We start from the raw sequence: 25,160 nt of genomic DNA, 5'->3' as shown, positions 1-25,160 counted from the left end.
CCTGATGCCGTGACGTGGGAGAAAGTATGGACAAGCTGCTAGCGTTGCGAACGCTGCTCGCCGTTGCGGAATCAGGGGGCTTTACGGCCGCCGCTCACGAGCTCGGCAAGACCACCTCATCGGTCATGCGTCTGATGGATGGCCTGGAAGCGTCGCTAGGTACCTCGCTATTGACGCGCACCACACGCAACGTTTCGCTCACCGACGCCGGCGTGACCTACGTCGAACAGGTTCGTCAGGTGCTGACCGATCTGGCGGGCGCCGACGACAGCGTGATCGACAGCGGAATCGATCCGATGGGACCGTTGCGAGTGAGCGTGTCCGCCACCTACAGTCGTTTGCATATCGCCCCGCATATCGCCACGTTTCTGAAGAAGAATCCGCGCGTCAACCTCGAGCTGGTAGTGTCGGACAACCATCTCGACCTGGTCAGCGAACGTCTGGATCTGGCTGTGCGGGTCGGCGTCCCCACCGCGGACGATCGTCTGATCGTGAAGCGGCTGCGCCAGAGCGAAAGATTCGTGGTTGCCAGCCCGGACTATCTGCAAAGAAAAGGCGCCCCGCAGGCGCCGTCCGAACTGATTCGCCACGAGTGCCTGCGCTTCGTCTACAAGCCCGGCAATCGGCAACGATGGGTCTTCCGCTATCCGGGCAGGTCCGAAACCGTCGACGTGAATGGACAGCTGCTGACCAATAACCTGGACATGCTGGCCGGCGCCGCGCTGGGCGGTCACGGTATCGCCCTCCTCCCGCAATGGCTGGTGGGCGCCGACGTGGCGGCGGGCAGATTGACGGCGCTTTTCACCGACGCCCAGGCGACGCCCGAAGGCGGCGATGCCTTCGTCTACGCAACCTATTTGCCGAATCGCCGACATTCGAGAAAGGTTCATGCGTTCATCGATTTCGCGGAACACGCGATTGCCGTCCCCACCTGAGCGCCGTGCGAACCTGCCGGCCGGCATCGAAATAATCTCGTGCGCATTTGAAAAGCCGTGCGTTGCACGCAATCGACGCGCGCCGAATAAGCGGAAGCTGACTCCAACCCATCACGAAGAAGGCGCATGTCGACTGAAACGAAATGCCCGTTCATGCATGGGGCCGGCGACGGTGCGTCGGTTCCGCGCGATGTGGGTCGCGACGTCGGTGCGCTGGCGTTGCGCCACGCCCACGCTCCGTGAGGCGAAGTTCTTTTTTTATCATTTGATCATTTATACTTCGATCCGATCCGGACAGCGGGGTGTGCGCGAAGTCCGCGGACAACCGCCTCACCTGAAACATCTGACGATTCGATTAGTTTTCCTATTGCTAGCGAGCATCGACAGTTCGACGTTCCCCACCTTTTCCGGAAAGTCAGTACTTCGTCCATGTCAGCGATATCAACTTGCAACTTGCTGGAGATGAAGCATGACATCCACCCTGTTTTCCCTCACCACCGTCGGGCCCGTCACACTGCCGAACCGGATCGTCGTCTCGCCGATGTGCCAATACAGCGCTGACGACGGATGCGCGAACGACTGGCACCTGATGCATCTGATGCAGCTCGCCATTTCCGGCGCAGGGCTGATCGTTCTCGAAGCCACGGCGGTCGAGCGTCAGGCCCGGATCACGCACGGCTGCCTCGGCCTCTACAGCGACGCGAACGAGGCCGCCCTCGCGCGCGTGATGGACGCGGCGCGGCGCGTGGCGCCGCCACAGACGCGTTGGGGCATTCAGATCAACCACGCGGGACGCAAAGCATCGGCCCAACGCCCGTGGGAAGGCCGCGCGGCCTTGGGCCCGCTTGAAGATCCGTGGCCCACGGAAGGTCCTTCCGCAATCGCGGCCGGCGAGCATTGGCCTACCCCGAAGGAAATGACGCACGCCGACATGACGCGGGTCCGCGACAGTTTCGTCGCGGCGACCCGCCGTGCGCTGCGCCTCGGCTTCGACGTGATCGAGATTCACGCGGCGCACGGCTACCTCATGCATCAGTTCCTGTCGCCGCTGGCCAATCAACGCACCGATCAGTACGGCGGCTCGCTCGACAATCGCATGCGCTTTCCACTGGAAGTGGCGACGGCGGTTCGCGAGGTCATTCCGGCCAAGGTGTGCCTCGGCCTGCGCATCACCGGCTCGGACTGGACACCTGGCGGCATTGAAGTGGTCGAGACCATCGCGTTCGCCAATGCGCTGAAAGCGCGTGGCGCCGATTATGTGTGCGTCACCACGGGCGGCGTCGTCAACGCCCGCATCCCCGTGCAACCGGGTTACCAGGTCCCGTTCGCCGCCGAAGTGAAGGCGAATGCCGGGCTCCACACGCGCGCGGTCGGCATGATCGCCGATGCGCAACAAGCCGAGGCGATCATCGCCTCGGGGCAGGCGGACACTGTGGCGCTCGGCCGTGCCTTTCTGGATGATCCGCGCTGGGTGTGGCACGCGGCTCACACCCTCGGCGTCGCGGATTCGATCAGCTACCCGCCGCAATACGAACGCAGCAAGCCGGCTTTGTGGGCCGGGGCTCAACTCGCCCGCCCCGGGACAGCCAACGTTTCTTGAGCCGAACCCGCCAACGCGGACTCGCGTTCCAGCACCGTCAATCGGGCGCCCGTGCATGACTCAAGCGGGCGCCCGTGTCTTTCTCCTCTTGCCGACGCGGCTGTGCCCGCGTCCACTTAACTTTCGTCCATACCGTGTTCAAGAATATCAGTATCCGCGCGCGCCTCGCGCTCACCGTGAGTTTTCTGGGCCTGCTGCTGGTGATCGGCGGCGCCATGGGCATTGCCGGCGTGTCGATGAGTAATAGCGACGTCGAGCAACTCTATTCAAATCAGCTCGCCTCTTCCACCGCGCTCAGCGAGGCCAGCGTCTCGCTATCGAGAATGCGTCTGTGGCTCTATCGCATCGCGCTCGACCCAACGAGTCCCAGCGTCCCGCAAAACGTGCAGAACGCCCAAAAACTGCTGAGCGCTTCGCGCAATTCGTGGGCGGCTTATCGCGCGTTGCCAGCAGATGGTCCTGAAGAAAGCCGCCTCACCGAACTCACTAACGCGAAGCTCGACGCCCTGATTGCCAACGGCATTCAACCGATGTTCGACGCGCTGGCCGCCCACGACTCGGCAAAGCTCGTCGATGCCGCCCTGCATACCCCACCGTCGCTTTTCATCGACGTGACGGAAGCCATGGACACGCTCGGCAAGTATCAGGTGTCCTCCGCGCGCGCCACTTATGCGGCGGCACAGGCGCGCTTTCGCCGCTTCGTCGAACTCGCGCTAGCCGGCATTCTGATTGCCCTGACCGCAGCCGCCTTCTCCTGGTGGTCGCTGCAACGCGCGATCAGCGGCCCGCTCGATCAGGCACTCCGCCATTTCAAAGCGATTGCCGACGGTGACCTCACGACGCAGATCGAGGTGCTTAGTCGCGACGAGATGGGCCAGTTGATGGACGGCCTGCAAGCCATGCAAAGCAAACTGGTCAGCACGATCGGCGCGGTGCGGGACGGCGCAACGTCGATCGACACGGCGGCGCGTGAAATCGCGGTCGGCAACGTGGATCTTTCGCAGCGCACCGAAGAGCAGGCCGCGTCGCTGGAAGAGACCAGTTCGTCGATGGAGCAGTTGACGTCGACCGTACGGCAGAACGCCGCGCACGCGAAGCAGGCCAAACAGCTGGTGACGAGCACCGCCATGCTGACCGATCAGGGCAATCAGGCGTCGCTGAAGGTGGTCGAGACCATGAAGGAACTGTCCAGCTCTTCGCACAAAATTGCCGAGATCACGAGCGTGATAGAAGGCATTGCGTTTCAGACCAACATTCTGTCGCTGAACGCGGCGGTCGAAGCGGCCCGCGCTGGCGACCAGGGGCGCGGCTTTGCCGTGGTGGCGGGCGACGTCCGCCTACTGGCGCTGCGTAGCGCGACGGCCGCCAAAGAGATCAAGGAATTGACGGGCAGTTCGCTGTCCCGCGTCTCGGCGGGCGCGCAGCAGGTGGACGACGCGAGTCAGACGATGACGCAAATTCTGGATTCGGTGCGCAAGGTCAGCGATCTGATGAGCGAAATTGCTTCGGCATCCGAAGAGCAGTCGATCGGAATCGAGCAGATCAATCGCGCGGTTGCCCAGATGGATCAGGTGACCCAGCAGAACGCGGCGTTAGTGGAGCAGGCCTCCGCGGCGGCGTTGTCGCTTGAAGCGCAGGCCGGCGATCTGGAAACCGCCGTTTCGGTGTTCCGCGTACCGGCAAGGCGCTAGCGATACGCGCGTAACACCCAAACCGTGAGAAAGGGAGACCTTGAATGGACACGCTTTACGCAATGAGAGTGTTCGTCCGGATCGTCGAGGCGGGAAGCCTGACGAAGGCGGCCGACTCCTTCGGCTCGACCGCGCCGAAGGTCTCCAGGCTTCTGCAAGGGCTGGAGCATCGCCTGGGTTGCAGGCTGCTGCAAAGAACGACTCGCAAAGTGTCGCTTACCGAAGACGGGCGCATGTACTACGAGCGCTGCGTCAGCGTCCTCAACGAGATCGATGATATGGAAGGCTCGCTCTCGCATGCCAAGGTCTCGCCGCAAGGGCGCGTGAAAGTCAACCTGCCAATGGCGATGGCCAAGCATATCGTCATCCCCGCGCTACCGGCCTTTGTCGCGCAGTATCCTGACATCGACCTTGAGCTCGGGCTGACGGATCGTCACGTGGACGTGGTCGGTGAAGGCGTCGACTGCGTCGTGCGAGTGGGTACGCTGGACGATTCGGGTCTGGTCGCGAAGCGTATCGGGATGATGCAAACCTGCACGTGCGCGTCGCCCGATTATCTCGCGCTGCATGGCATGCCCGAAACGATCGACGACCTCGATCGCCACCTCGGCGTGAACTACGTATCGGCGGATACCGGGCGTGCGCGCAACTGGGATTTCATGGTCGACGCAGAAGCGAGGGTGGTGCAGATGAGAGGCTCGGTGCTGTACGTGCCGAACCGGCACCTTCCAAAAAAACTCAAGGTATTCATTGAATTCCTCAGCACCATGTACGCAGCGAACCCTGTATTGCAAGGCGACGCGCTGTGACGTGAGTGTGTGACCTGAACGACACGGACATTCCTGAGTAAGCGCATGTTCATGTGCATGCTGGCCTATGTTCGCGCGTCGCCTCCCGATACGATGCCCCGCGCCTGCATCGCAGACAACGCAATGCTGCGTTGCATTTTCACCCCATATATCTATTTTTTTGGAGTGAATAACCTGCGAACTGGCTCAGCGAACTCTCACCCGAGGCTGCGCCACTAGAAGTCTCAGCCGGCCCGGAGGCGTCGTCGACCTTGCGCAGTCCGCGCGCGTTCACCCGTACCGACGAGCCAAACCATCGCATTATTTATCGATCGATAGCCTCAATCAGGTCAGAAAAATCCGGCTGCTCACGCAAGCTCAAGCTTCTGTTCAGATATTTATATTTTAGGTAAAGAGATGAAAATCAGAGTATCGCTCATTGCGTGCGGCTTCGGCGTGGCGACGATCTGTTCGAGTGCTTTCGCGCAGAGCAGTGTCACGCTTTACGGGCTTATTTCCGGTGGCTGGGCTTTTTCGACCAATCAGGGCGGCCACCACACCTATCAGGCTGTCAGCGGCACGAACCAGTCGCCGCGATGGGGGCTGCGCGGCAAGGAAGATATCGGCGGCGGCACCAGCGTCATCTTCACGCTGGAGAACGGCTTCAATATCTATAACGGCAATGCTTCATTTAATGCCCGCTTATTCGGCCGTCAATCGTATATCGGCGTGACCAATACGAAGTGGGGCACGCTCACGTTCGGGCGGCAATACGACACCGTGGAAGACCTGCTCGGCCTGAACACCGCGTACAACTGGAATGGCACGATTGGCGACAACGACAACACGTACGCCAACCTGCACGTCAACAACTCGATCAAGTACACATCGCAGAAGATCGCAGGTTTCCAGGCCACTGCGCAGTACGGCTTCAGTAACTCGACAACCGGTTTCAACGACAACCGCAGCTTCGGCGCGGGCGCGAGCTACAACTATGGCAGCCTGAACTGGAACGTCGCGTACACGGAGTTCGATTCGCCGTATAGTGCGACCAACCCGACCGGCGCCATCGATACCGATTATTCGCCCACCTACCTGACGTTCGACCGCAGCGCTTTGGGCACCCACGCCTACGCGAAGAAACAGCGAATCTTCGGCACGGGTGGTTTTTACAGCTTTGGCTTGCTGAAGCTCGGCGCGCTTTATACCGACGTCAACTTCAACTATCTCGACGGTCAGCACCTGAACATACAGAACTTCAGCCTGAGCGCGAATTACTATGTCCGCCCTGATTTCCTGCTTGGCGCGGCGTACGTTTATACGACCGGTGACTACACCATTACGGGCAAGAAACCGAAGTGGAACGAGCTCAACCTCGTCGCCGACTACTACCTGTCCAAGCGAACCGACATTGCGCTGATGGTCTACCTGCAGCAAGCCGGCGGGGGCGCGCTGGCGGATATTCAGGGCTACACCTCGTCGTCAACGAATCGGCAGATGGTGACGACGCTCGGGATGCGGCACACGTTCTAGCGGTTGCTGCAAGGTGCCGCTTCACTGTTCAGTCTCGCGCAACACTGTGTTGCCGGATCCCTCGCTGCATTTTTCGTGAGCGAGGTTTACACTTCTTTCGTCTCCTCTATGTCTCCTCCTGATGTGGATTCGGCCCGCCATGCGGGCCTTTTTTCTTTCTGCCGCGTTGCTTCCGCCGGCCTGTCGTTCGATCCTCGCAAGCTGGCCAAACCTGCCATGCAAATCGGCGCGAGGAACATCATCTGCGCGTCCCATGCGTCCGCGTCAAGCGGCCAGCCGTGGGAGAACGTAATCGTTTGGCCTGTACCCAATCCTTTTAATAGATTTCCGTGCCGTCTCTGGTAGTGAAATATGCCATTGCTATTGCTCCTTTCGAGGTGATTGACCGGTGTCTGCCGGTGTGCCGAACGTCAGAGCAGTATTGGCGATAGCCGGCGAGCGCGATCTTTCTGATCGCCCGTAATTGTCGTATTCGCACGGCTATACCGACTGCTCGCCTGCGGTCTCACCGTTGGCGCTCTGTTTTTTTTGCGCCGCCGCATCGTTCGCGTACAGCCGTCGTGCGAATTCGCAAAGTCAGTGCCTCGCAGCGAATCCTCGCAGTTCGAAAGACGCTAATCTCCTGCCATAACCAGTGACCGCTCCGGCTCACTCGACAACACTATCCGTCCCCTGTGCAACATCCGCCTGAACTCATCAGGCTTCCGTCATCAGGAATCCGTCATGTGGATCGTCAGACTTGCCTTGCAACGACCGTATACGTTCATCGTGCTGGCCGTGCTGCTATTCATCCTCGGCCCGCTGGCGATCATCCGCACTCCGACGGACATCTTTCCGAATATCAACATTCCGGTGGTCAGCATTGTCTGGTCGTACAACGGCTTTTCCGCCGAAGATATGGCGCATCGGATCACATCGAACTACGAACGCGCGCTGACCACCGACGTGGACGATATCGAACATATCGAATCGCAATCGCTCAACGGCGTGTCGGTGGTGAAGATCTTTTTCCACCCCGGCGCCGACATCAACCGCGCCATCGCCGAAGCCGCCTCGAACTCTGCGTCGATTCTGCGCGTGCTGCCGCCGGGCACGCTGCCGCCGAACATCATCACCTACAACGCCTCCACGGTACCGGTACTTCAGCTCGGCCTATCGAGCAATACGCTTCCCGAACAGACGCTGTACGACCTCGGCAACAGCTTCATCCGAACCCAGCTCGCCACCGTGCAAGGCGCGGCCGTGCCGCTGCCGTTCGGCGGCAAGATCCGCCAGATCATGGTCGAACTCAATCCGCAGGCATTGCAGGCAAAAGGCCTCGCGCCGGCTGACGTGGTCAACGCCGTGAATGCGCAGAACCTCATCTTGCCGGGTGGCACCGCGAAGATCGGCACCCGCGAATACAACGTGCAAATGAACGGCAGCACCAACACGGTCGCCGCGCTGAACGATCTGCCGATCAAGACGATCAACGGCGCGGTGGTGTACGTGCGTGACGTGGCGCACGTGATCGACGGCTATGCGCCGCAAACCAATATCGTGCGCAGCGACGGCAAGCGAGCGGCGTTGCTGCAAGTGGAAAAAACCGGCAGCGCCTCGACGCTCACGATCATTCAGCAAGTCAAGGACATGCTGCCGAAGATCGCCGCAGGTTTGCCGAAGGCACTGGTCATCACGCCGCTTTCGGATCAGTCGCTATTCGTGAAGTCGGCGATCACCGGCGTGGTGCGTGAAGCGTTGATCGCGGCCTGCCTGACTGCCGTGATGATCCTGCTGTTTCTCGGCAGTTGGCGCGCCACGCTGATCATTGCCGTATCAATACCTCTCGCTGTGCTGACATCGCTGATCGCGCTGTCCGCTCTTGGCGAGACCATCAACATCATGACGCTGGGTGGACTCGCCCTGGCAGTCGGAATTCTGGTCGACGACGCCACCGTCGCGATCGAGAACATCACGCATCATCTGGAAACCGGCGAGCCCTTACACGATGCGATCCTGAACGGCTCGGGCGAGATTGCCGTGCCGACCTTCGTGTCCACGCTGTCGATCTGCATCGTGTTCGTGCCGATGTTCCTACTCTCGGGTGTGGCGCGCTATCTGTTCGTGCCACTCGCGGAAGCCGTGGTGTTTGCCATGTGCGCGTCGTATTTCTTCTCGCGCACGTTGATTCCGACACTCGCGATGTATTTGATGCGCGCGCCTTCGAAAGACGGTAAAGCCGCACAAGGACGGTTCGGCGCGCTGGTCCGGTTTCAGGCGCGTTTCGAACACCGCTTCGAGGCATTTCGCGGCGGCTATCGCAACGTTCTGCAAGGCGCGATTGCTCATCGTGGCCGCTTCATTCCGATCTTCCTCGTGCTGTGTTTCAGTTCGTTCGCGCTGATTCCGTTCGCGGGGCGCGACTTCTTCCCCGCCGTCGATACCGGAGAAATCCGTCTGCATCTGCGCGCGCCCACCGGAACCCGAATCGAACAGACCGCCCGCATCACCGACGAAGTCGAAGCGAAAATCAGCAGCGTAATTCCCAAACAGGATCAGGCGGCTGTGCTCGACAATATCGGCGTGCCCGTCAGCGGTATCAACCTGACCTACGACTCTTCCGATCCGGTCGGCCCGGAAGATGCCGACATCATGCTGACGCTCAAGCCCGGCGCCGGCTCGACCGCGGGCTATGTGGCGAAGCTGCGCAACGTGCTGAACGCGTCGTTTCCCGGCGTGACATTTTCGTTCCTGCCGGCCGATATCGTCAGCCAGATTCTCAACTTCGGCCTGCCCGCGCCGATCGATATCCAGATCGTCGGCAACAAGCTCGAAGAAAATCGCGTCGTGGCGGATCGCCTGCTGGCAAAACTGCGCGGCGTGCGCGGTCTCGTCGATGCCCGCATCCAGCAACCGGGCGACGAACCCGCCATCGACGTGGACGTGGATCGCACCAAGGCCATTCAGGCCGGCCTCACGCAACGCGACGTCGCGCAGAACCTGCTGATCGCCCTGTCCGGCAGCTCGCAAACCACACCGAACTTCTGGCTCGATCCGAAGAACGGCGTGAGCTATCCATTGATGGCGGAAGTGCCACAGTACGACATTCACTCGCTGCAAACGCTCGCGAACATTCCAATCACGACCTTCGGCCTCACCACCGGTCCACAGAATCTGCTCGGCACACTCGGTACGATGTCGCGCAGCACGCAGCAAGCGGTCGTCTCGCACTACAACGTGCAGCCGGTGCTCGACATTTTCGCGTCGACGCAAGGGCGCGATCTGGGCGGCGTCGCCACGGACGTATCGCATCTCGTCGATGCGGCGCGCGCCGAGTTGCCGCCGGGTTCGTCGATCGTGATCCGCGGCCAGGTTCAATCGATGAACGAATCGTTCGGCGGCCTCGAAACCGGCCTGATCTTCGCAATCGCGCTTGTCTATCTGCTGATGGTGGTGAACTTCCAGTCGTGGCTCGATCCGCTCATCATCGTGAGCGGCTTGCCCGGCTCGCTCGCGGGTATCTCGTGGATGTTGTTCACCACTCACACCACGCTCAGCGTGCCTGCCTTGACCGGCACGATTCTCTGCATCGGCATCGCCACGGCGAACAGCATTCTGGTGATCAACACTGCGCGCGAGTTGTTGCAGCAAGGCGCCGATCCGCTCGTCGCCGCACTCGAGGCCGGCTTCAGCCGCTTCCGTCCCGTCCTGATGACGGCGCTCGCCATGCTGATCGGCATGATGCCGATGGCACTCGGTCTCGGCGATGGCGGCGAACAGAACGCACCGCTCGGCCGCGCCGTGATCGGCGGCCTCGGCATCGGCACGATTTCCACGCTGCTGTTCGTGCCGGTGGTGTTCGCGCTGGTTCACAGCCTGCTCGCGAAGCGCCGCGCCCGCCAGGCCGCTACCACGGCTACCACCGCTACCACCGCTAGCCAGGCTCAATAACCAATGCCCACGATAGGACTCCATCATGAACACGCCTGATGCCACTCCGGAACACGACGGCGCCGTCACCAGCGCAGGTCTGCCTACCCTGCGCCCGGCGCCGCCACGCGAGACCGTCCGCGCCGGCGCACTGCGCCGCTACCGTCTGCCGCTGATTCTCGCGGGCGTCGCCGCTGTGCTGCTGATCATCGGCATCGTGCCGCGCTTGCGGGCCAGTTCGGCGCTGGACCAACAGGTTGCCGCGCAAACCGCGCTGACGGTCAAGGTCGTCTCGCCCGGCCACGCGCCGGCTTCGCAAGAATTGCTGCTGCCGGGCGCCGTCATGCCCTATGCGGATGCCTCGGTGTATGCGCGAACCAGCGGCTACATCCAGCACTGGACCAGCGATATCGGCGCCAAGGTGAAAGCCGGCCAGTTGCTCGCCACCATCGAAACGCCGGAACTCGACGCGCAATTGCAGCAGGCGCGCGCCGATGCGGCCACTGCGCAAGCCAACTACAACTACGCCAATACCACCGCGCAACGCTGGCAGCAGATGCTGCAAACGCAGTCCGTCTCGCAGCAGGACGCGGACAGCAAAACGGCCGACATGCAGGCCAAACACGCGACGCTGGCGTCGGCGCAGGCAAATGTCGCGCGCCTCACGGAGATGGTGTCGTACGAGAAAGTCACCGCGCCGTTCGATGGCGTGATCACGGTGCGCAACGTGGATGTGGGAGCGCTGGTCACGGCGGGCGGCACGCCCGGGCTCGCCGCGCCCGCCAACGAGTTGTTCCACATCGCGCAGACGGATGTGTTGCGTACTTTCACCGACATTCCGCAAAACGACGCGAGCTTCGTCAGCGTGGGAACGCAGGTTTATCTGACGACCCAGCAGTATCCCGGCCGCCAGTTCCCGGCGCGGGTCGCGCGCAGTTCCGACGTGATCGACCCATCGAGCCGCACGATGCGCGTGGAAGTCGACGTGGACAACAAGGACGGCGCGTTGCGTCCCGGCGCTTATGTGCAGGTCCATCTTGCCCTCGACACCGAGCATCCCGCACTCGAGCTGCCGGTAAGTGCCTTGCTGTTCCGTCCGACCGGCGTGACCGTGGCCGTGGTCGGCGATAACAACCTGGTCGCGCTGAAGACCGTGACGATCGGCCGCGATTTCGGCACCTACGTCGAGATCGCCACCGGTCTCACCGCGACCGATCGCGTGATCGACAACCCTGGCGATGCGATCACCGCAGGCGAGGCCGTGCAGGTGATGGCGCCCGCTGCCGCTGCCGATGTCACTAAGGCCGCCTCCGCCGCGTCGGCTGCACACGGCTAATGCCGTTCATCCCAAGGAAGCCGACCATGCGCGCCCTGCCCCTGACATTCCTACGCAAGACCTTGGCGACCGTTGTGGCATGCGCGCTGACGGCATGCTCCACCTTGCCCGCCTATAAGGTGCCCGAGACGGCCGTGCCGGATCGCTACGCGGCGCCCACCCGCCCCGCGCAGGCGGCATCCGGCTGGGCCGTTGCAACACCAGTCGATACGCAGCCACGCGGCGACTGGTGGACGGTCTTCAACGATCCTGAACTGAATCAGCTCGAAGATCAGCTGCCGGTGTCGAATCAGAGCGTGCAAAAAGCCGTCGCGCAATTGCAGCAGGCACGCGCGCTGATCGATTACCAGCACTCCGGCTTTCTGCCGACCGTGACGGCCGGCGCCGCACAATCGCGTACACGTCTCTCGCAAAACGTGGAGGGCCATTCCCTCGCCGGCAAGACCGTGCCCGATTATTCGATGGGTGTAGCCGCCTCGTGGGAACCGGACCTGTTCGGACGCGTACGCGACGCCGTGACAAACGCGCGCGATTCCGCCCAGGCCAGCGAAGCCGATCTCGAGGCAGTCCGACTTTCGATGAGCACCGATCTCGCGCGCGACTACTTCGCGCTGCGTGCGCTCAACATCCAGAAGAAGCTACTCGACGACAGCGTGAGCGCCTACGCTGCGGCGCTGAATATTCTCAGGCAGCAACTGGCCGACGGCGCCATCGACGCCTCCGCTACCGCGCAAGCCGAAGCGCAACTGGAAAGCACCCGCTCGCAAGCCACCGATATCGAGGTGCAACGCGCCCAGCTGACGCATGCCATCGCGACGCTGATCGGCGTGCCTGCGTCGTCCTTCTCGCTGCCGCCGAATATCGAAGCCATTCCCGTGCCGCAGATTCCGGCGGGCGTGCCGTCACAATTGCTGGAACGCCGCCCGGACATCGCGGCGGCGGAGCGGCGCGTGGCTGCGGCCAACGCGCAGATCGGTCAGGCGAAGGCGGCGTTCTATCCGGACCTCACGCTTAGCGCGAGCGTCGGGCTCGAGAGCACCTTCTTCTCTCCATGGCTAACCGCGCCGAGTCTGTTCTGGTCGATCGGTCCGCAACTGGTGGGCACGCTGTTCGACGGCGGCAAGCGCACAGCGGCGCTAAAGGGCGCCACGGCGCAGTACGACGGCTCGGTGGCCGACTATAGGCAAACCGTGTTGGTCGCTTTCCAGCAGGTCGAGGACCAGCTTTCGGCGCTCGACTCGCTCGCGAGCGAAGCGCAAAGCCAACGGCGCGCCACGGCCGCCGCGGAACTCTCGCTCAAGCTCACCCAGAACCGCTATCAGGCCGGCGCCGTCAGTTATCTCGACGTCGTCACCGAGCAAACCATTGCGCTGACCAACCAGCGCACCGAAGCGCAGGTTCAGGCAAGACGTGTGGAAGCAAGCGTGCAGTTGCTGAAAGCACTTGGCGGCGGGTGGGATCGCACGGCACTGGCGGTGTCATCGCAAGGCACAGAGTAATGCTCGTATGGCAATCACCGTGCGAATCGAAAAGAGAAACCGAAGCGCTTTTGCGACACTCGGCTTACGCGAACGCGACTTGAATCCCGCGACGCGGCCAGCGATGACAACGTCTTTCGTGGCCGCGCCGTATCCCACGCAACGACCTCATCGTGATGGTGTACCAGGAGCTGAACAATGAATCAGGACAACGCCGTCGTTTCAGTATTTTCGAGCCACGACGCCGCTGACGAAGCCGTCAAGGAATTGAGCCAGAACGGCTTCGACATGACCAGGCTGTCTATCGTCGGCAAGGGCTATCACTCCGAGGAACACGCCGTCGGCTTTTATACCGCAGGCGACCGTATCAAATCGTGGGGTGCAACCGGTGCGTTCTGGGGCGGCATCTGGGGCCTCTTGTTGACGCCGGCGCTGTTCCTGGTACCGGGCCTCGGCGTGGTCGGCCTCGCCGGTCCGATCGTGACGGCTGTCGTGTCCGCGCTCGAGGGTGCCGTGCTCGGCGGCGGCGTGACGGCGATCGGTGCGGCACTGGCGGAACTCGGCGTGCCGAAGAACGACGCTGTGAAATACGAAACGGCGGTCAAAGCTAATGGCTTCCTGTTGATCGTTCATGGCACGACGGAGGAAGTCGAGCAGGCGCGCGCCATCCTCAGCAAGCTTGGGCTCTTCACCGTAGCGGGAAGCGAAACCAGCTCGTAAGGGTATTGCCTTGCGAAGGTCACTCGCGGCAGGCGTCACCCACCAGGCAGCGCCGGCCGTTTCCATTTGCGGATCCTCACCCGGAGGATTCAACGGATTCACCCGATCAAAAGGACTATCGAGATGCCTCAGGCTCTGTGTGACATCTGCGGCGCACGGCCCGCTTCGGTGCGCGTCACCGTACTGCAGGACGGCGAGCGGCGCGACCTCGATGTTTGCGACTTTCACTATGTCCAGCTGACGCGCCATCAACGTTACATCTCGCCACTGGAATCGCTATCGGCAGCGGACTCTTCGACCAACCCGGCACGACGACGACGCCCACACCCCGCCGCGGGCAAATGTCGTCCGCGCACGACCGCAACCGTATCGAACAGCATTTCAGCGACCAGGCAAGAGAGATTCTGCAGCGCTCAGCCAAGCGCGCAGTGCTGTTCGGCAGCCGTGAAGTCGATACGGAACATCTTCTCTACGAATTGCCGGAAAGCGACGTCGTCCAGACCCTGCTCAAACAGCACAAGGTTTCCGCCGACGACATCCGCGCTTATATCGACGCCAACGCGACGCGCCGCCATGGCGCGCCCGTAACCACCAGGGTCCAGCTCGGCGTCTCGCCACGCGTGAAGAGCGCGCTCGATCGCGCCTTTATGATCTCACGCGAAATGGGTCATAGCTACGTCGGCCCCGAGCATATTCTGCTGGGACTCGCGGACGTGCCCGATAGCTTCGCCGGTGTGCTGCTCGCGAAACTCGGTCTCACGTCGCAATCGCTGTTGCAGCACTCGCTGCGGGTGGTCGGCAAGGGCGCGGAGCATGGCCGGATCGATACGCCTTCGAAAACGCCCAAACTCGACGAACACGGACGCGACCTGACGCGGCTGGCCCAGGAAGGCAAGCTCGATCCGGTGATCGGACGGTCACGCGAAATCGAAACCACGATCGAAGTGCTGGCGCGCCGCAAGAAAAACAATCCAGTACTGATCGGCGAGCCCGCTGTCGGCAAGACGGCGATTCTCGAAGGCCTCGCGCAGCGCATCGTGAACGGCGACGTGCCCGAGGTGTTGCGCGACAAACGCCTGATCGAGCTGAACGTCAACTCGCTGGTCGCCGGCGCGAAGTATCGCGGCGAATTCGAGGAACGCGTGAAGCAGATCATGGAGGAGATCGTCGCCGGCCGGCACGAGGTTCTCATTTTCATCGATGAAGTACACACGATCGTCGGCGCAGGCCAGGGTGGCGAAGGCGGGCTCGATATCGCGAACACGTTCAAGCCGGCCATGGCGCGCGGCGAACTGAACCTGATCGGTGCGACCACGCTGTCGGAATATCAGAAATACATCGAGAAAGACGCGGCACTTGAACGGCGCTTTCAGCCCGTGATCGTGGCTGAGCCTTCGGTCGAGCAAACGGTCAATATCCTGCGCGGTCTGCGCGACCGGCTCGAAGCGCATCACAAGGTGACGATTCAGGATCAGGCGCTGGTGGCGGCCGCCGAACTCTCCGAGCGCTATATTTCCGGCCGCTTCCTGCCGGATAAAGCGATCGATCTGATCGACCAGGCCGCGGCGCGCGTTCATCTTTCGCAAACCTCGCGGCCGATCGACATCCACGAAGGCGAAGCGGAAATCGCCCAACTCAAGCGCGAGCAGAGCTACGCGACCAGCCGCAAACAGTACGATCGCGCGAAGGAACTCGAAACCACCATCGACGAACGGCAGACCACGCTGCACGAAGCAACCGAGGGCTGGAAGCAGAAGATCGGCTCGAACACGGCGGAGGTAACCGCGCATCACGTCGCGGAAATCGTGTCGAAAATCAGCGGCGTTCCGGTGACGCAACTTACTGAAGCCGAGAAGGCCAAGCTGCTGCAACTCGAAGAGCGGCTGCATCAACGGGTGATCGGCCAGGAAGAAGCGATCCGGGCGGTCAGCGACGCCGTGCGGCTGTCGCGCTCGGGTTTGCAGCAAGGTCATCGGCCGATTGCCAATTTCCTGTTCCTCGGCCCTTCGGGCGTGGGCAAAACGGAACTGGCCAAAGCGCTTGCCGAGCAGGTATTCGGCGATGAAAACGCGATTGTGCGGATCGACATGAGCGAGTACATGGAACGCCATGCCGTCTCACGGCTGATTGGCGCGCCGCCCGGTTATGTCGGCCACGACGAAGCCGGCCAGTTGACCGAGCGTGTGCGCCGGCAAGCCTATAGCGTGATCCTGCTCGACGAGATCGAAAAAGCGCATCCCGACGTCTACAACATCCTGCTACAAGTATTGGATGACGGACGGCTGACAGATAGCAAAGGGCGCACGGTCGATTTCAGCAATACGCTGATCATCGCCACCAGCAACCTTGCGAGCGACATCATCCTGGGTGCGAAGAAATCGCCGCTGGGCTTTTCCGCCACCGAGGCCAGCGACGCCGCCGATGGTAAGCGCGACGCCATCATGGGCGTGCTGCAGCAGCATTTCAGGCCGGAATTCCTGAACCGTCTGGATGAGATCATCATCTTCGAGTCGCTCGCGCCCGAGCAGATTCGCGAGATCGTTCGGCAGCAACTCGAACGTGTGCGGCGCGCCGCGCATGGCCAGGACGTGACCCTTTCGTTCGACGAGAGTCTGGTCGATAAACTCGCTGCAACGGGCTACGACCCACGATATGGTGCGCGTGAACTCAAGAGGAAGATTCGTCAGAGTCTCGAAACCGAACTGGCGAAGCAGATGCTCGGCGGCTTGATCAAGGAAGGCGATGAAGTACGATGCGCTCACGACGCTCAGGCGGACAAGGTCACGCTCACGGTGGTTTCGTCCACGGAAGATAGAGCGATGGAAGCCCATCTCGACGAAGCGCTTGCGGAGTCTTTCCCGGCTAGCGACGTGCCGGCTGTGTGATGATCGTGTGCGGCCCATGATGCGTGGGCCGCGCGTATCACGCATTGGTTTGCCCTGCCCCGGCTTGCACCACGCGGCGGCTTGCGGATGCAGCCATAGCGCTGCGCACATACTCGGCCGTGAGAACGGAACCGGCCACGGCAATCAGCATCGGAATCAGGAACTCCTGTGACGGATGCGTGAACTCGAAGATCAGCGCAAGCGCCGTCAACGGCACACGCATCGACGAAGCCAGAAAAGCGGCCGCGCCGATCACCGCGAACGCGCCCAATGGCGTGCCCGGTTGCGCGTCGCTCCAGTCACTGGCGTGCGCATCCAGCACGCCTTCATCGATAGACACGCACTGCGCGCCCAGTTGTTCACGGAGTGTCCGCTGCAAGTCCGTCATATCGTGTGCCTGCGTTGTCATTTATCGTTCAACCGTTTTCGACGACGCGCCGATCTGCCCGCCGAAGCGTTTCAACCCCAAGCCGGCCACCAGCGCAATTACCGCAACGCCGGCCAGAAAAAGTCCCGGAGCCGCGGCCGAGCCCGTCTTGTGCAACAACTGCGTCACGACCAGCGGTGTGATGCCAGTGAAGATCACAGTGGCAAGATTGAGCGATAAAGCGATGCCGCTAAAGCGCACGCTGGTCGGAAAAAGATCGGCCAGGAGATAAGCATACGACCCGTTGACCAGGCCGCCGACCAACCCGATCACCACGAATGCAACGATCGGATCGATTTCATGCGCGGCGATCAGCCGGTAGAACGGGTAGCTACCGAGCAACATAAGAACCGAGCCAAGGCGATGCCAATGGCGCGAAGCCACGCGATCGCCAATCCACGCGAAAAACAGCAGCGAAACCGACATGGTGCCAATGCCGACGTTTTGACCGGCGCTCGCGAGCCCAGGCGAAATGTGCAGCACTGTCGTCATGTACGACGGCAACACCACGAACAGCAAACTGTTCGACGCATTCACAATGCCTGCCACGCCGACGCCGAGCGCCACCTGCCTCGGATAGGCGGTTAGCACGATACGGAACGGCCGCTTGGCCTTGTGGCTGCGCAAGCGCTGAAACTCCGTCGATTCCTCGAGCGAGGTACGCAGCCAGTACGACACGAGCCCGATCACGCCGCCGAAAATAAACGCGATTCGCCAACCGTACGAGAGCACCGCCTCGGCGCTTAACCCTGCATGGAGCGCGAGGCTGATCAGAGTGGCGGTCAGCACGCCGGAGTTCAGGCAGAAAATGACAAGGCCGCTCACAAGGCTCGCGCGTCGAGGAATTTCCTCGACCACGTACGTAATGGAGCAAGGTAATTCGCCCGCGAGGAAAAAACCCTGGGCGAGGCGCAGCAGAATCAGCAGCACCGGCGCCATGACACCGATGGCCGCGTATCCGGGAATCAGGCCGATGCCAATAGTCGCGGCCGACATCGCAAGCACGGAGACGAGAAACACCAGCCGTCGCCCGAAGCGGTCACCGAGACTGCTGAGCACGATGCCGCCGAGCGGCCGCGACACGTAACCAATCGCGAACACACCGAACGTGCTGATCAGCGATGCAATCGGATCCGCGGCCGGGAAGAACTGTCGTGCGATCTCACGGGCGAACACGCCGTAAATGATGAAGTCGTAAATTTCCAGCGAGCCGCCGAGACTCGCGAGAATGACGGTCTTCCATCGGGTTTGGCGCGCAGGCTCGTGCGCCGCCGCTGCCAGATCTGCTGAAGCCATTGCGTTGTCTCCGTCGAATTATTGGATTTGCTTGGGTCACCGGCTGTCGAACCCCGGTCTATTCGACCGGCACCGGCGTCGCCGCCGGCGTGCCGGCGCGCAGCGCCGCTTCCCGTCCGCCGAACGCCTCGATCAAGCGTTCCTGATCCGCCTTCGCGAGCCGGTCGATGCCTTCTGGATCGAGCAGTTCACGCAGACGCCGCTCGAACAGGTCCACGACGCCCGCGTAGTCCGGCAATGCCGCAAGATCATGCAGCTCTTGCGGATCGTGGCGCATATCGAACAGTTCCGGCGGCAGGCCGACGTAATGGTGGTATTTGAAGTCAGCGTCCGCGAGCATATAGGCTGCGGTCTCCGAACCCACCGCATGGTATTCGCTGAACGCGAGACGCTCGCGCTGATCCGGCTCGTTGGCCAGTTTCGCCAGCGACTCGCCGGGGCTCGCGTTGGTAGGCGCCGCGCAACCGGTACATGCCAGAATCGTATTCTGGATGTCGATCAGCGAGACAGGCGTTTCACATACCTTGCCTTTGGAAATGCCTGGACCCGATACGATCATCGGCACGCCGGTCGACTCGCGGTACATCAGGCATTTGTTCCACATCCCGCGTTTGCCAAGGTTGTCGCCGTGATCGCTGCTGTAGATGATCGTGGTCGTTTCGTCGAGACCATTGGCCTCGAGCGCCGCGAGAATCTTGCCGACCTGCGCGTCGAGGAACGTGACCAGCGCGAAATAGCAGGCTATCGCAAGGCGGCGTCGCTCGTCGCTGCCGATGGCGGCGTCGTGATCCATATGGACGGCCTGCCGTTCGACCCACGGGTGCCTCACATACCCGCTCGACGGATGTAGCAGCGGCAACTCGATGGTGTCGGGATCGTAGAGATCGAGATATTCCTGCGGCGCCACCAACGGAAAATGTGGTGCGACCAGTCCGGCGAACAACACCCACGGCTTCGTGTCGTCACCTCGCTGACCGAGCCATTCGACCGCCGTATCCGCGACGCGCATGTCGAAGCGGTTGTAGTTCGACAGACCCGCGCCAATCTTGTCGTAGAGCGGCGAACGCCCCATGGTAGGCGGCAGCGGATTGCGCACCGAACCCCACACCTGGCCGATCCCATCGAGGATATGCACCGCGTGCTGTTGACGGCGCAAGCCCACTGGCGCGGACTCGTTCTTGTAATGCAGCTTGCCAATCGAATCCGCGATCATGCTGTCGCGCGACAGATAGTGCGCCCACCCCTCTGTGCTGCCATCGTAAGCAATGGCATTGTCCCAGCAGCGGATGTCGTGGACATAGCGCCCTGTCGCGAGACTCGCGCGCGCCGGCACGCAGATCGGCGACGGCGTATAGGCATTACGAAAGCGCGTGCCGCGAGCAGCGAGTGCATCCAGATTAGGTGTGTGAATGAACGGGTGACCGGCGCAGCCCATCAGGTCGTGCTGATGTTCGTCCGACAGAATGAACAATACGTTGGTGGCTTGCATGGTGAGTGTGTTCGAGCTCGCTATGAATGCGGCTGTCTCCTGAGACTAATCATGGTCCGTGAGCGCATGACAGGCAATTGACATTTTGTCGAAAGCGCATAACCATAGGTTATTCGCTTGGAGGAGTACCGTGGATCCGATCGAACGGTTTTTTCAGGCTGGACTGAAGCTGAACCATCTCAAGCTGCTGACCCTGTTCGACAGTCTCGGGCAAATTCGGCTAGTCGCCGAAAAGCTGAATGTGACGCAGCCCGCCGTATCGAAGCAACTCGCCGAACTCGAAGCGGGACTTGGCACGTCGGTCATGACACGAGTCGGCAACCGGCTTCAGTTAACCGCTGTCGGCGAGACGCTCACGAGGCACGCGCGAGAAGTGTTCCACCAGCTCGAACAGGCGCGCTACGAAGTGGACGCGCTCACTAGCGGCCTGTCCGGCAAAATTTCCGTGGGCGCGGTCGCCACCGTGCTGCCGGTCTTTGCACCTGAGTTGATCCTCGAACTGAAGCGGCGAGCACCGCACGTCAACGTCGCGTTGCAAGAGGCGACCAGCGACCGGCTGTTTCCCTTGCTCGCGAATGGCTCACTCGATTTCGTCCTGAGCCGGACTGAGCCAGTCGGATTCGGCAAGAGCGAATTCGCTTCGCGCCCGATCATGGAGGACCCGATCGTCGTGGTGTGCGGGCGCGATCATCCGCTGGCGAGCCGAAGAAACGTTGTCGCATCCGACCTGGCCGGTTCGCCCTGGATCTTGCCGCCAAAGGAAGCGCCGACCTACCTCGCGTTGCACAGCTGGCTGGAGAAAGCGGGCGGTACGTTTCCGGACGGCTGCGTGCAGTCCATTTCACTGGCCACCAACGAAGCCATGCTGGCGAACTACCCGTTTCTCGCGCTGATGCCACTCGCCGTTGCGCGCCAACGAGCGGGCCGAACCGGTCTCGTAATCCTCGCGTTGCCTGGTGCAAGTTTTCTCGAAACAGTGCAATTGTTCTATAGCGCTTCGTCCGTGAATCCTGTCTTGGCGGCGGCGCTAGAATGCGTCGCCACGGTTCAGAATCGGCTACGCCGACTGATAGCGGATTGATCGAATCCGGTCCCAACGGATCGAGCGAACGACGGTTTGCGAGTTGAACCCGGCCGCACGCAAATCAGGCGCAAACGGCCGCTCCTGGCCGAGGCCGTGTCAAAACGTACGTCGCGATCAAGCGCTTTAGAAATCGGCTTGCAAGAACTACCTACAACGGCTTTGACGCGCCTCGGCAATGGTAAAGCGCCCCCTCAAAACCTTTAGATTTGGTATCTCGACACGGCCTCGGCCGAACGTCGCCTCATATCAGCATGTTCGGCGTGCTTTGCGCTAAACGATTCGATTCCCAGGAGGGGCCAACGGCAGTCGTTGCATGATTCCTTCGACGGCCTGCTCAACCGAAAACTTTGCGGTGTCGACGACGAGGTGCGTGGATTCCCATGGGTCGTATTGACGTTCAAGCACGCTCTGCCATGTCGGCAACTGAAAATCGGGGATATCGGCCTTTCGCTCCTCGACCCTATGCCGGTGCATTGCAGCATCCGAACAAACCAACTCGATCTCGAAAATCTGCACACCTGCCTCGAACGCCACATTTCTCCACGCGCTACGCGTAATTTGCAACGAATTGACCGAGTCCGCGACAACACTCGACCCGAGCCGTAAGTTATCGCCGGCAACCGCATATGCGGCCAGATAGCCGGCAGCCCCGATATCCGCCTGGCCGCTTTTGCACGCCTTGATTGCCTGTTCCAATCTATCTATGCGCAGATAAACGGCGGCGAGCTTGCGTGCGAGCGTTCGCGCTACCGTTGTCTTCCCGGTGCCCGGTAATCCGCCGAAGGCGATCAACACTTTCGATGCTCCCTGATCAGTAGACGCAGACAGATTTGTTATCGATCTACGTCTCGAGGTCGACTGTCTCCATGTGGCCGCGCACTGCCTCATGCAAACTGCATCGACGACTCGACCTCCGTTGGCGTCGAGCAACACGACGCGACCCATTGCGGTCCTGCAAGGCTTACTCTGCCAACGGCTCCTCATCAACGTATTGCGGACATTTACGTGAGTGCGACCATTTCGCGCTCGGCGAGCTTCAGCCGAAGATGCTATCGCAACGACATCTAGCCAAACCGCCTTCCAGATCGAAACACCGAACCGGCAGCGGTGCGTATAACACACTGTTGGTTTATCCGTATTTCTTTCAACCAGTCGACGGGGGAAACCCTCGCCGAGGTTCAGTAACCCGGGCCTGCTTTGCAATTCCTCGCGCATCAACCAAGGGATGTCCATCGCGCGATCGAGCATCCGTCAGCGAAACCGGGAAAACCCCTAGGCAACGCGGTTAAGCCTCCTGCCCAGTTCTGTCGCGGTTTTAGCGTTCACGTCGAATGATCATTACCCTTGGGATAACAGACGCGTCCCAAGCGTCATTGAACCGGTGCACCTCGCTCCCTAGACTTGCCTCATGTCCTGAGCGAGAGTCCACATGTCCAGTCAGAGTCAGACCCAATCCCGCTGGGCCACGCGCCGTGCGGAAAAACATCGCCGCCTCGCGCGGGTTGCATCGATCGCGGATGGCATGGTGCTACCCACTGAGGGCATCGTCGAGGTCCTGCAGGCGCTCGTCGCCCCGGGCGACCGCGTGGTCGTCGAGGGCAACAACCAGAAGCAGGCGGATTTCCTGTCGCGTTCCCTCGCGAAAGTCGATCCGGAAGTCGTCCACGACCTGCATCTCATCATTCCGAGCGTGAGCCGCGCCGAGCATCTCGATCTCTTCGAGCGCGGCATCGCCAGAAAGCTCGACTTCGCGTATGCCGGCGCGCAGAGCCTGCGCATCTCGCAGTTCCTGCAGGACGGCATCCTCGAAATCGGCGCGATCCACACTTACATCGAACTCTACGCGCGGCTCTACGTGGACCTCACGCCGAACGTCGTGCTGTGCGCTGGCTACAAGGCGGATCGCGAAGGCAATCTCTACACGGGTCCGAGCACCGAAGACACGCCGTCGCTCGTCGAAGCCGCCGCGTTTCGCGACGGCATCGTGATCGCGCAGGTCAACGAGATCGTCGACGATCCGAAGGACCTGCCGCGCGTCGATATCCCCGGCTCGTGGATCGATTTCGTGGTGCAGGCCGACAAGCCGTTCTTCATCGAGCCGCTCTTCACGCGCGATCCGCGCCTCATCACGCCGATCCAGGTGCTGATGGCGATGATGGCGATTCGCGGCATCTATGAGAAGCATCAGGTGCAGTCGCTCAATCACGGCATCGGCTTCAACACGGCCGCGATCGAACTGATTCTGCCAACCTACGGCGAAAAGCTCGGCCTCAAGGGCAAGATCTGCCGCCACTGGACCCTCAACCCGCATCCGACGCTGATCCCCGCGATCGAAACCGGCTGGGTCGACAGCGTGCACTGCTTCGGCGGCGAACTCGGCATGGAAGCCTACGTCGCGCAACGGCCCGACATCTTCTTCACCGGGCACGACGGCTCGATGCGCTCCAATCGCACGATGTGCCAGCTCGCAGGACAATACGCGGTGGACATGTTCATCGGCTCCACGCTGCAGATGGATGGAGAAGGCAACTCGTCGACGGTGACGCACGGGCGGCTCACCGGCTTCGGCGGCGCGCCCAACATGGGCCACGATCCGCACGGCCGGCGCCACGCGACGCCCGCGTGGCTCGATCTGCTGCAGACGGACAGCCCGCTGGAGCGCGGCCGCAAGCTCGTCGTGCAGATGGTCGAGACGTTCCAGGCGGGCGGCCAGCCGACCATCGTCGAATCGATCGATGCCGTCGAGGTCGGCCGCGAATCCGGCATGCCGCTCGCGCCCGTGATGATCTACGGCGACGACGTCACGCACGTGCTGACCGAGGAAGGCATCGCGTATCTCTACAAGGCGCGCTCGCTCGAACATCGCAAGGAGATGATCGCGGCCGTCTCGGGCGTCACGCCGATCGGTCTCAAGAGCGACGCAGGCAAGCTCGCGGCACTGCGTCGCGATGGCTTCGTCGCGCGGCCCGAGGACCTCGGCATCCATCGCAGCGAAGCGAGCCGGTCGTTGCTCGCCGCGAAGAGCATGGGGGATATCGTCGACTGGTCGGACGGGCTGTACGAGCCGCCCGCACGCTTTCGGAGCTGGTAATGCGCGAGAACCTCGCAATGAACGCGGCGCAGCCGCTGCGCCAGGCGCCGGAACTGGCCGACCGCTTTGGCGCGCACGTGGTGCAAGCGCTAATCGACGAAGTCACGCTCGCGCCAAAGCCCGGCCTCGTCGACATGCGCAGCCGCGGCGCGCATCACGATCTCGACTGGAAACTGATGTGCGTCTCGGCGCTCGCGCTGCAGCCGACCTTTGTCGAACTGGCGCGCGCGGGCATCGAAACGCAACAGCTGCTCGCGCTGCGTGAACGCATCGGCGCAATCGGGCGCGACGGCGAAGCACGCATGCTCGATGCGACCGGCGGCGTGAACACGCATCGCGGCGCGATCTGGGCGCTCGGACTGCTCGTGACCGCCGCGGCGCGCCAACCGTCGGATCTCGCGCCGCAAGCCATTGCCGCGCGCGCCGGATCGATTGCGGGAGTGCAGGATCGCCACGCGCCTGCGACCACCGGCAACAAGGGCGAGCAGGCGTGCCTCGACTACAACGTCGGCGGCGCGCGCGGACAAGCGCAGGCCGGCTTTCCGCACGTCGTGGATGTCGCGCTGCCGGAACTCGGGCGTTCGCGCATGCGCGGCGACAGCGAAACGGGCGCGCGCCTGAATGCGCTGCTCGCCGTGATGGCGAGCCTCGACGACACCTGCGTGCTCGCGCGTGGCGGACCCGACGCGCTCGCCGAGATGCAGGACGGCGCGCGGAGCGTGCTCGAACAAGGCGGTGCCGCCGCGCTCGCGGGGCGCCGTCAACTGAAGGCATTGGACCGGCGCCTCGTCGAATTGCACGTATCGCCCGGTGGCGCCGCCGACCTACTCGCCGCAGCCCTCTTTCTCGACCGGCTTCGTAGCGAAGCCCCTCAAACGTCGAACGCCTAGGAACACAC

16 protein-coding genes and 2 pseudogenes are annotated in these 25,160 nt (G+C 62.0%); 13 read left to right on the top strand and 5 right to left on the bottom strand.

Translation table 11 applies throughout. The features are described 5' to 3' along the window. The first annotated feature begins 26 nt into the window (after positions 1 to 26). The 5 genes from BLW71_RS35270 (at position 27) to BLW71_RS35250 (ending at position 6,547) form a co-directional block, all read left to right on the top strand. Positions 27 to 935, top strand: coding sequence for a LysR family transcriptional regulator (locus BLW71_RS35270; RefSeq protein WP_091807931.1), 909 nt, complete (start codon positions 27 to 29; stop codon positions 933 to 935). Between the two features lie 469 nt (positions 936 to 1,404). After that, positions 1,405 to 2,535 carry an NADH:flavin oxidoreductase/NADH oxidase gene (locus BLW71_RS35265; protein WP_091807930.1) on the top strand — a complete coding sequence of 377 codons (1,131 nt, stop codon included), beginning with the start codon at positions 1,405 to 1,407 and terminating at the stop codon, positions 2,533 to 2,535. Between the two features lie 134 nt (positions 2,536 to 2,669). Further along, positions 2,670 to 4,226, top strand: coding sequence for a methyl-accepting chemotaxis protein (locus BLW71_RS35260; protein ID WP_091807928.1), 1,557 nt, complete (start codon positions 2,670 to 2,672; stop codon positions 4,224 to 4,226). 44 nt (positions 4,227 to 4,270) lie between these two features. Further along, positions 4,271 to 5,035, top strand: a complete 765-nt coding sequence (locus tag BLW71_RS35255) for a LysR family transcriptional regulator (protein WP_091807927.1) — start codon at positions 4,271 to 4,273, stop codon at positions 5,033 to 5,035. Between the two features lie 396 nt (positions 5,036 to 5,431). Then, positions 5,432 to 6,547 carry a porin gene (locus BLW71_RS35250; RefSeq protein WP_091807926.1) on the top strand — a complete coding sequence of 372 codons (1,116 nt, stop codon included), beginning with the start codon at positions 5,432 to 5,434 and terminating at the stop codon, positions 6,545 to 6,547. 227 nt (positions 6,548 to 6,774) lie between these two features. Here the strand turns inward: BLW71_RS35250 and BLW71_RS42510 are convergent. Beyond that, positions 6,775 to 6,905, bottom strand: a pseudogene (locus BLW71_RS42510) (alpha/beta fold hydrolase); the annotation flags it as partial. 365 nt (positions 6,906 to 7,270) lie between these two features. Here BLW71_RS42510 and BLW71_RS35245 point away from each other — a divergent pair. The 5 genes from BLW71_RS35245 (at position 7,271) to BLW71_RS35225 (ending at position 16,875) form a co-directional block, all read left to right on the top strand. Further along, a complete protein-coding gene (locus tag BLW71_RS35245; protein ID WP_091807925.1) occupies positions 7,271 to 10,477 on the top strand; it encodes an efflux RND transporter permease subunit in 3,207 nt (1,068 codons plus the stop codon). Between the two features lie 25 nt (positions 10,478 to 10,502). Continuing rightward, positions 10,503 to 11,792: an efflux RND transporter periplasmic adaptor subunit gene (locus BLW71_RS35240; RefSeq protein ID WP_091807924.1), complete on the top strand. Its 1,290-nt coding sequence runs from the start codon at positions 10,503 to 10,505 to the stop codon at positions 11,790 to 11,792. A gap of 26 nt (positions 11,793 to 11,818) precedes the next feature. Then, positions 11,819 to 13,291: an efflux transporter outer membrane subunit gene (locus BLW71_RS35235; protein ID WP_091807923.1), complete on the top strand. Its 1,473-nt coding sequence runs from the start codon at positions 11,819 to 11,821 to the stop codon at positions 13,289 to 13,291. A gap of 177 nt (positions 13,292 to 13,468) precedes the next feature. Next, positions 13,469 to 13,990: a general stress protein gene (locus tag BLW71_RS35230; protein ID WP_091807922.1), complete on the top strand. Its 522-nt coding sequence runs from the start codon at positions 13,469 to 13,471 to the stop codon at positions 13,988 to 13,990. A 341-nt stretch (positions 13,991 to 14,331) separates the two neighbouring features. Then, positions 14,332 to 16,875 carry an ATP-dependent Clp protease ATP-binding subunit gene (locus tag BLW71_RS35225; protein WP_218157142.1) on the top strand — a complete coding sequence of 848 codons (2,544 nt, stop codon included), beginning with the start codon at positions 14,332 to 14,334 and terminating at the stop codon, positions 16,873 to 16,875. A gap of 37 nt (positions 16,876 to 16,912) precedes the next feature. On the opposite strand, the pseudogene BLW71_RS35220 reads toward BLW71_RS35225, so the two are convergent. From BLW71_RS35220 to BLW71_RS35210, 3 genes and pseudogenes are all read right to left on the bottom strand, one after another. Continuing rightward, positions 16,913 to 17,173: pseudogene (locus BLW71_RS35220) on the bottom strand (chloride channel protein); the annotation flags it as partial. A gap of 111 nt (positions 17,174 to 17,284) precedes the next feature. Continuing rightward, complete coding sequence (locus tag BLW71_RS35215) at positions 17,285 to 18,598, bottom strand: MFS transporter (RefSeq protein WP_091807921.1); 1,314 nt, start codon at positions 18,596 to 18,598, stop codon at positions 17,285 to 17,287. 58 nt (positions 18,599 to 18,656) lie between these two features. Beyond that, positions 18,657 to 20,087, bottom strand: coding sequence for a sulfatase family protein (locus BLW71_RS35210; RefSeq protein WP_091807920.1), 1,431 nt, complete (start codon positions 20,085 to 20,087; stop codon positions 18,657 to 18,659). A 130-nt stretch (positions 20,088 to 20,217) separates the two neighbouring features. Here BLW71_RS35210 and BLW71_RS35205 point away from each other — a divergent pair, with 130 nt between their 5' ends. Continuing rightward, positions 20,218 to 21,168 carry a LysR family transcriptional regulator gene (locus BLW71_RS35205; protein WP_091807919.1) on the top strand — a complete coding sequence of 317 codons (951 nt, stop codon included), beginning with the start codon at positions 20,218 to 20,220 and terminating at the stop codon, positions 21,166 to 21,168. A gap of 273 nt (positions 21,169 to 21,441) precedes the next feature. Here the strand turns inward: BLW71_RS35205 and BLW71_RS35200 are convergent, their stop codons facing one another. Beyond that, positions 21,442 to 21,966 carry a P-loop nucleotide/nucleoside kinase family protein gene (locus BLW71_RS35200; RefSeq protein ID WP_091807918.1) on the bottom strand — a complete coding sequence of 175 codons (525 nt, stop codon included), beginning with the start codon at positions 21,964 to 21,966 and terminating at the stop codon, positions 21,442 to 21,444. 634 nt (positions 21,967 to 22,600) lie between these two features. Here BLW71_RS35200 and mdcA point away from each other — a divergent pair. Both mdcA and BLW71_RS35190 read left to right on the top strand, forming a co-directional pair. Continuing rightward, on the top strand, positions 22,601 to 24,262 hold the full coding sequence (gene mdcA, locus BLW71_RS35195; protein WP_091807916.1) for a malonate decarboxylase subunit alpha: 1,662 nt from the start codon (positions 22,601 to 22,603) through the stop codon (positions 24,260 to 24,262). Next, on the top strand, positions 24,262 to 25,152 hold the full coding sequence (locus BLW71_RS35190; RefSeq protein ID WP_091807914.1) for a triphosphoribosyl-dephospho-CoA synthase: 891 nt from the start codon (positions 24,262 to 24,264) through the stop codon (positions 25,150 to 25,152). The genes mdcA and BLW71_RS35190 overlap by 1 nt, the downstream gene beginning before the upstream one ends. Positions 25,153 to 25,160: the final 8 nt, after the last annotated feature.

The sequence above is a fragment of the Burkholderia sp. WP9 genome, from assembly GCF_900104795.1.
Taxonomy (GTDB): Bacteria; Pseudomonadota; Gammaproteobacteria; order Burkholderiales; family Burkholderiaceae; genus Paraburkholderia.
The sequence above is the reverse complement of the archived record's forward strand: the minus strand, read 5'-3'. Positions and strand labels throughout refer to the sequence as shown.

Bases quoted from the DNA above. Each gene is read 5' to 3' on its own strand.
- BLW71_RS35225 (WP_218157142.1), top strand. From the start codon at position 14,332: ATGTCGTCCGCGCACGACCGCAACCGTATCGAACAGCATTTCAGCGAC.
- BLW71_RS35210 (WP_091807920.1), bottom strand. From the start codon at position 20,087: ATGCAAGCCACCAACGTATTGTTCATTCTGTCGGACGAACATCAGCAC.
- BLW71_RS35245 (WP_091807925.1), top strand. From the start codon at position 7,271: ATGTGGATCGTCAGACTTGCCTTGCAACGACCGTATACGTTCATCGTG.
- BLW71_RS35230 (WP_091807922.1), top strand. From the start codon at position 13,469: ATGAATCAGGACAACGCCGTCGTTTCAGTATTTTCGAGCCACGACGCC.
- BLW71_RS35265 (WP_091807930.1), top strand. From the start codon at position 1,405: ATGACATCCACCCTGTTTTCCCTCACCACCGTCGGGCCCGTCACACTG.
- BLW71_RS35235 (WP_091807923.1), top strand. From the start codon at position 11,819: ATGCGCGCCCTGCCCCTGACATTCCTACGCAAGACCTTGGCGACCGTT.
- BLW71_RS35270 (WP_091807931.1), top strand. From the start codon at position 27: ATGGACAAGCTGCTAGCGTTGCGAACGCTGCTCGCCGTTGCGGAATCA.
- BLW71_RS35255 (WP_091807927.1), top strand. From the start codon at position 4,271: ATGGACACGCTTTACGCAATGAGAGTGTTCGTCCGGATCGTCGAGGCG.
- mdcA (WP_091807916.1), top strand. From the start codon at position 22,601: ATGTCCAGTCAGAGTCAGACCCAATCCCGCTGGGCCACGCGCCGTGCG.
- BLW71_RS35240 (WP_091807924.1), top strand. From the start codon at position 10,503: ATGAACACGCCTGATGCCACTCCGGAACACGACGGCGCCGTCACCAGC.
- BLW71_RS35250 (WP_091807926.1), top strand. From the start codon at position 5,432: ATGAAAATCAGAGTATCGCTCATTGCGTGCGGCTTCGGCGTGGCGACG.
- BLW71_RS35190 (WP_091807914.1), top strand. From the start codon at position 24,262: ATGCGCGAGAACCTCGCAATGAACGCGGCGCAGCCGCTGCGCCAGGCG.
- BLW71_RS35215 (WP_091807921.1), bottom strand. From the start codon at position 18,598: ATGGCTTCAGCAGATCTGGCAGCGGCGGCGCACGAGCCTGCGCGCCAA.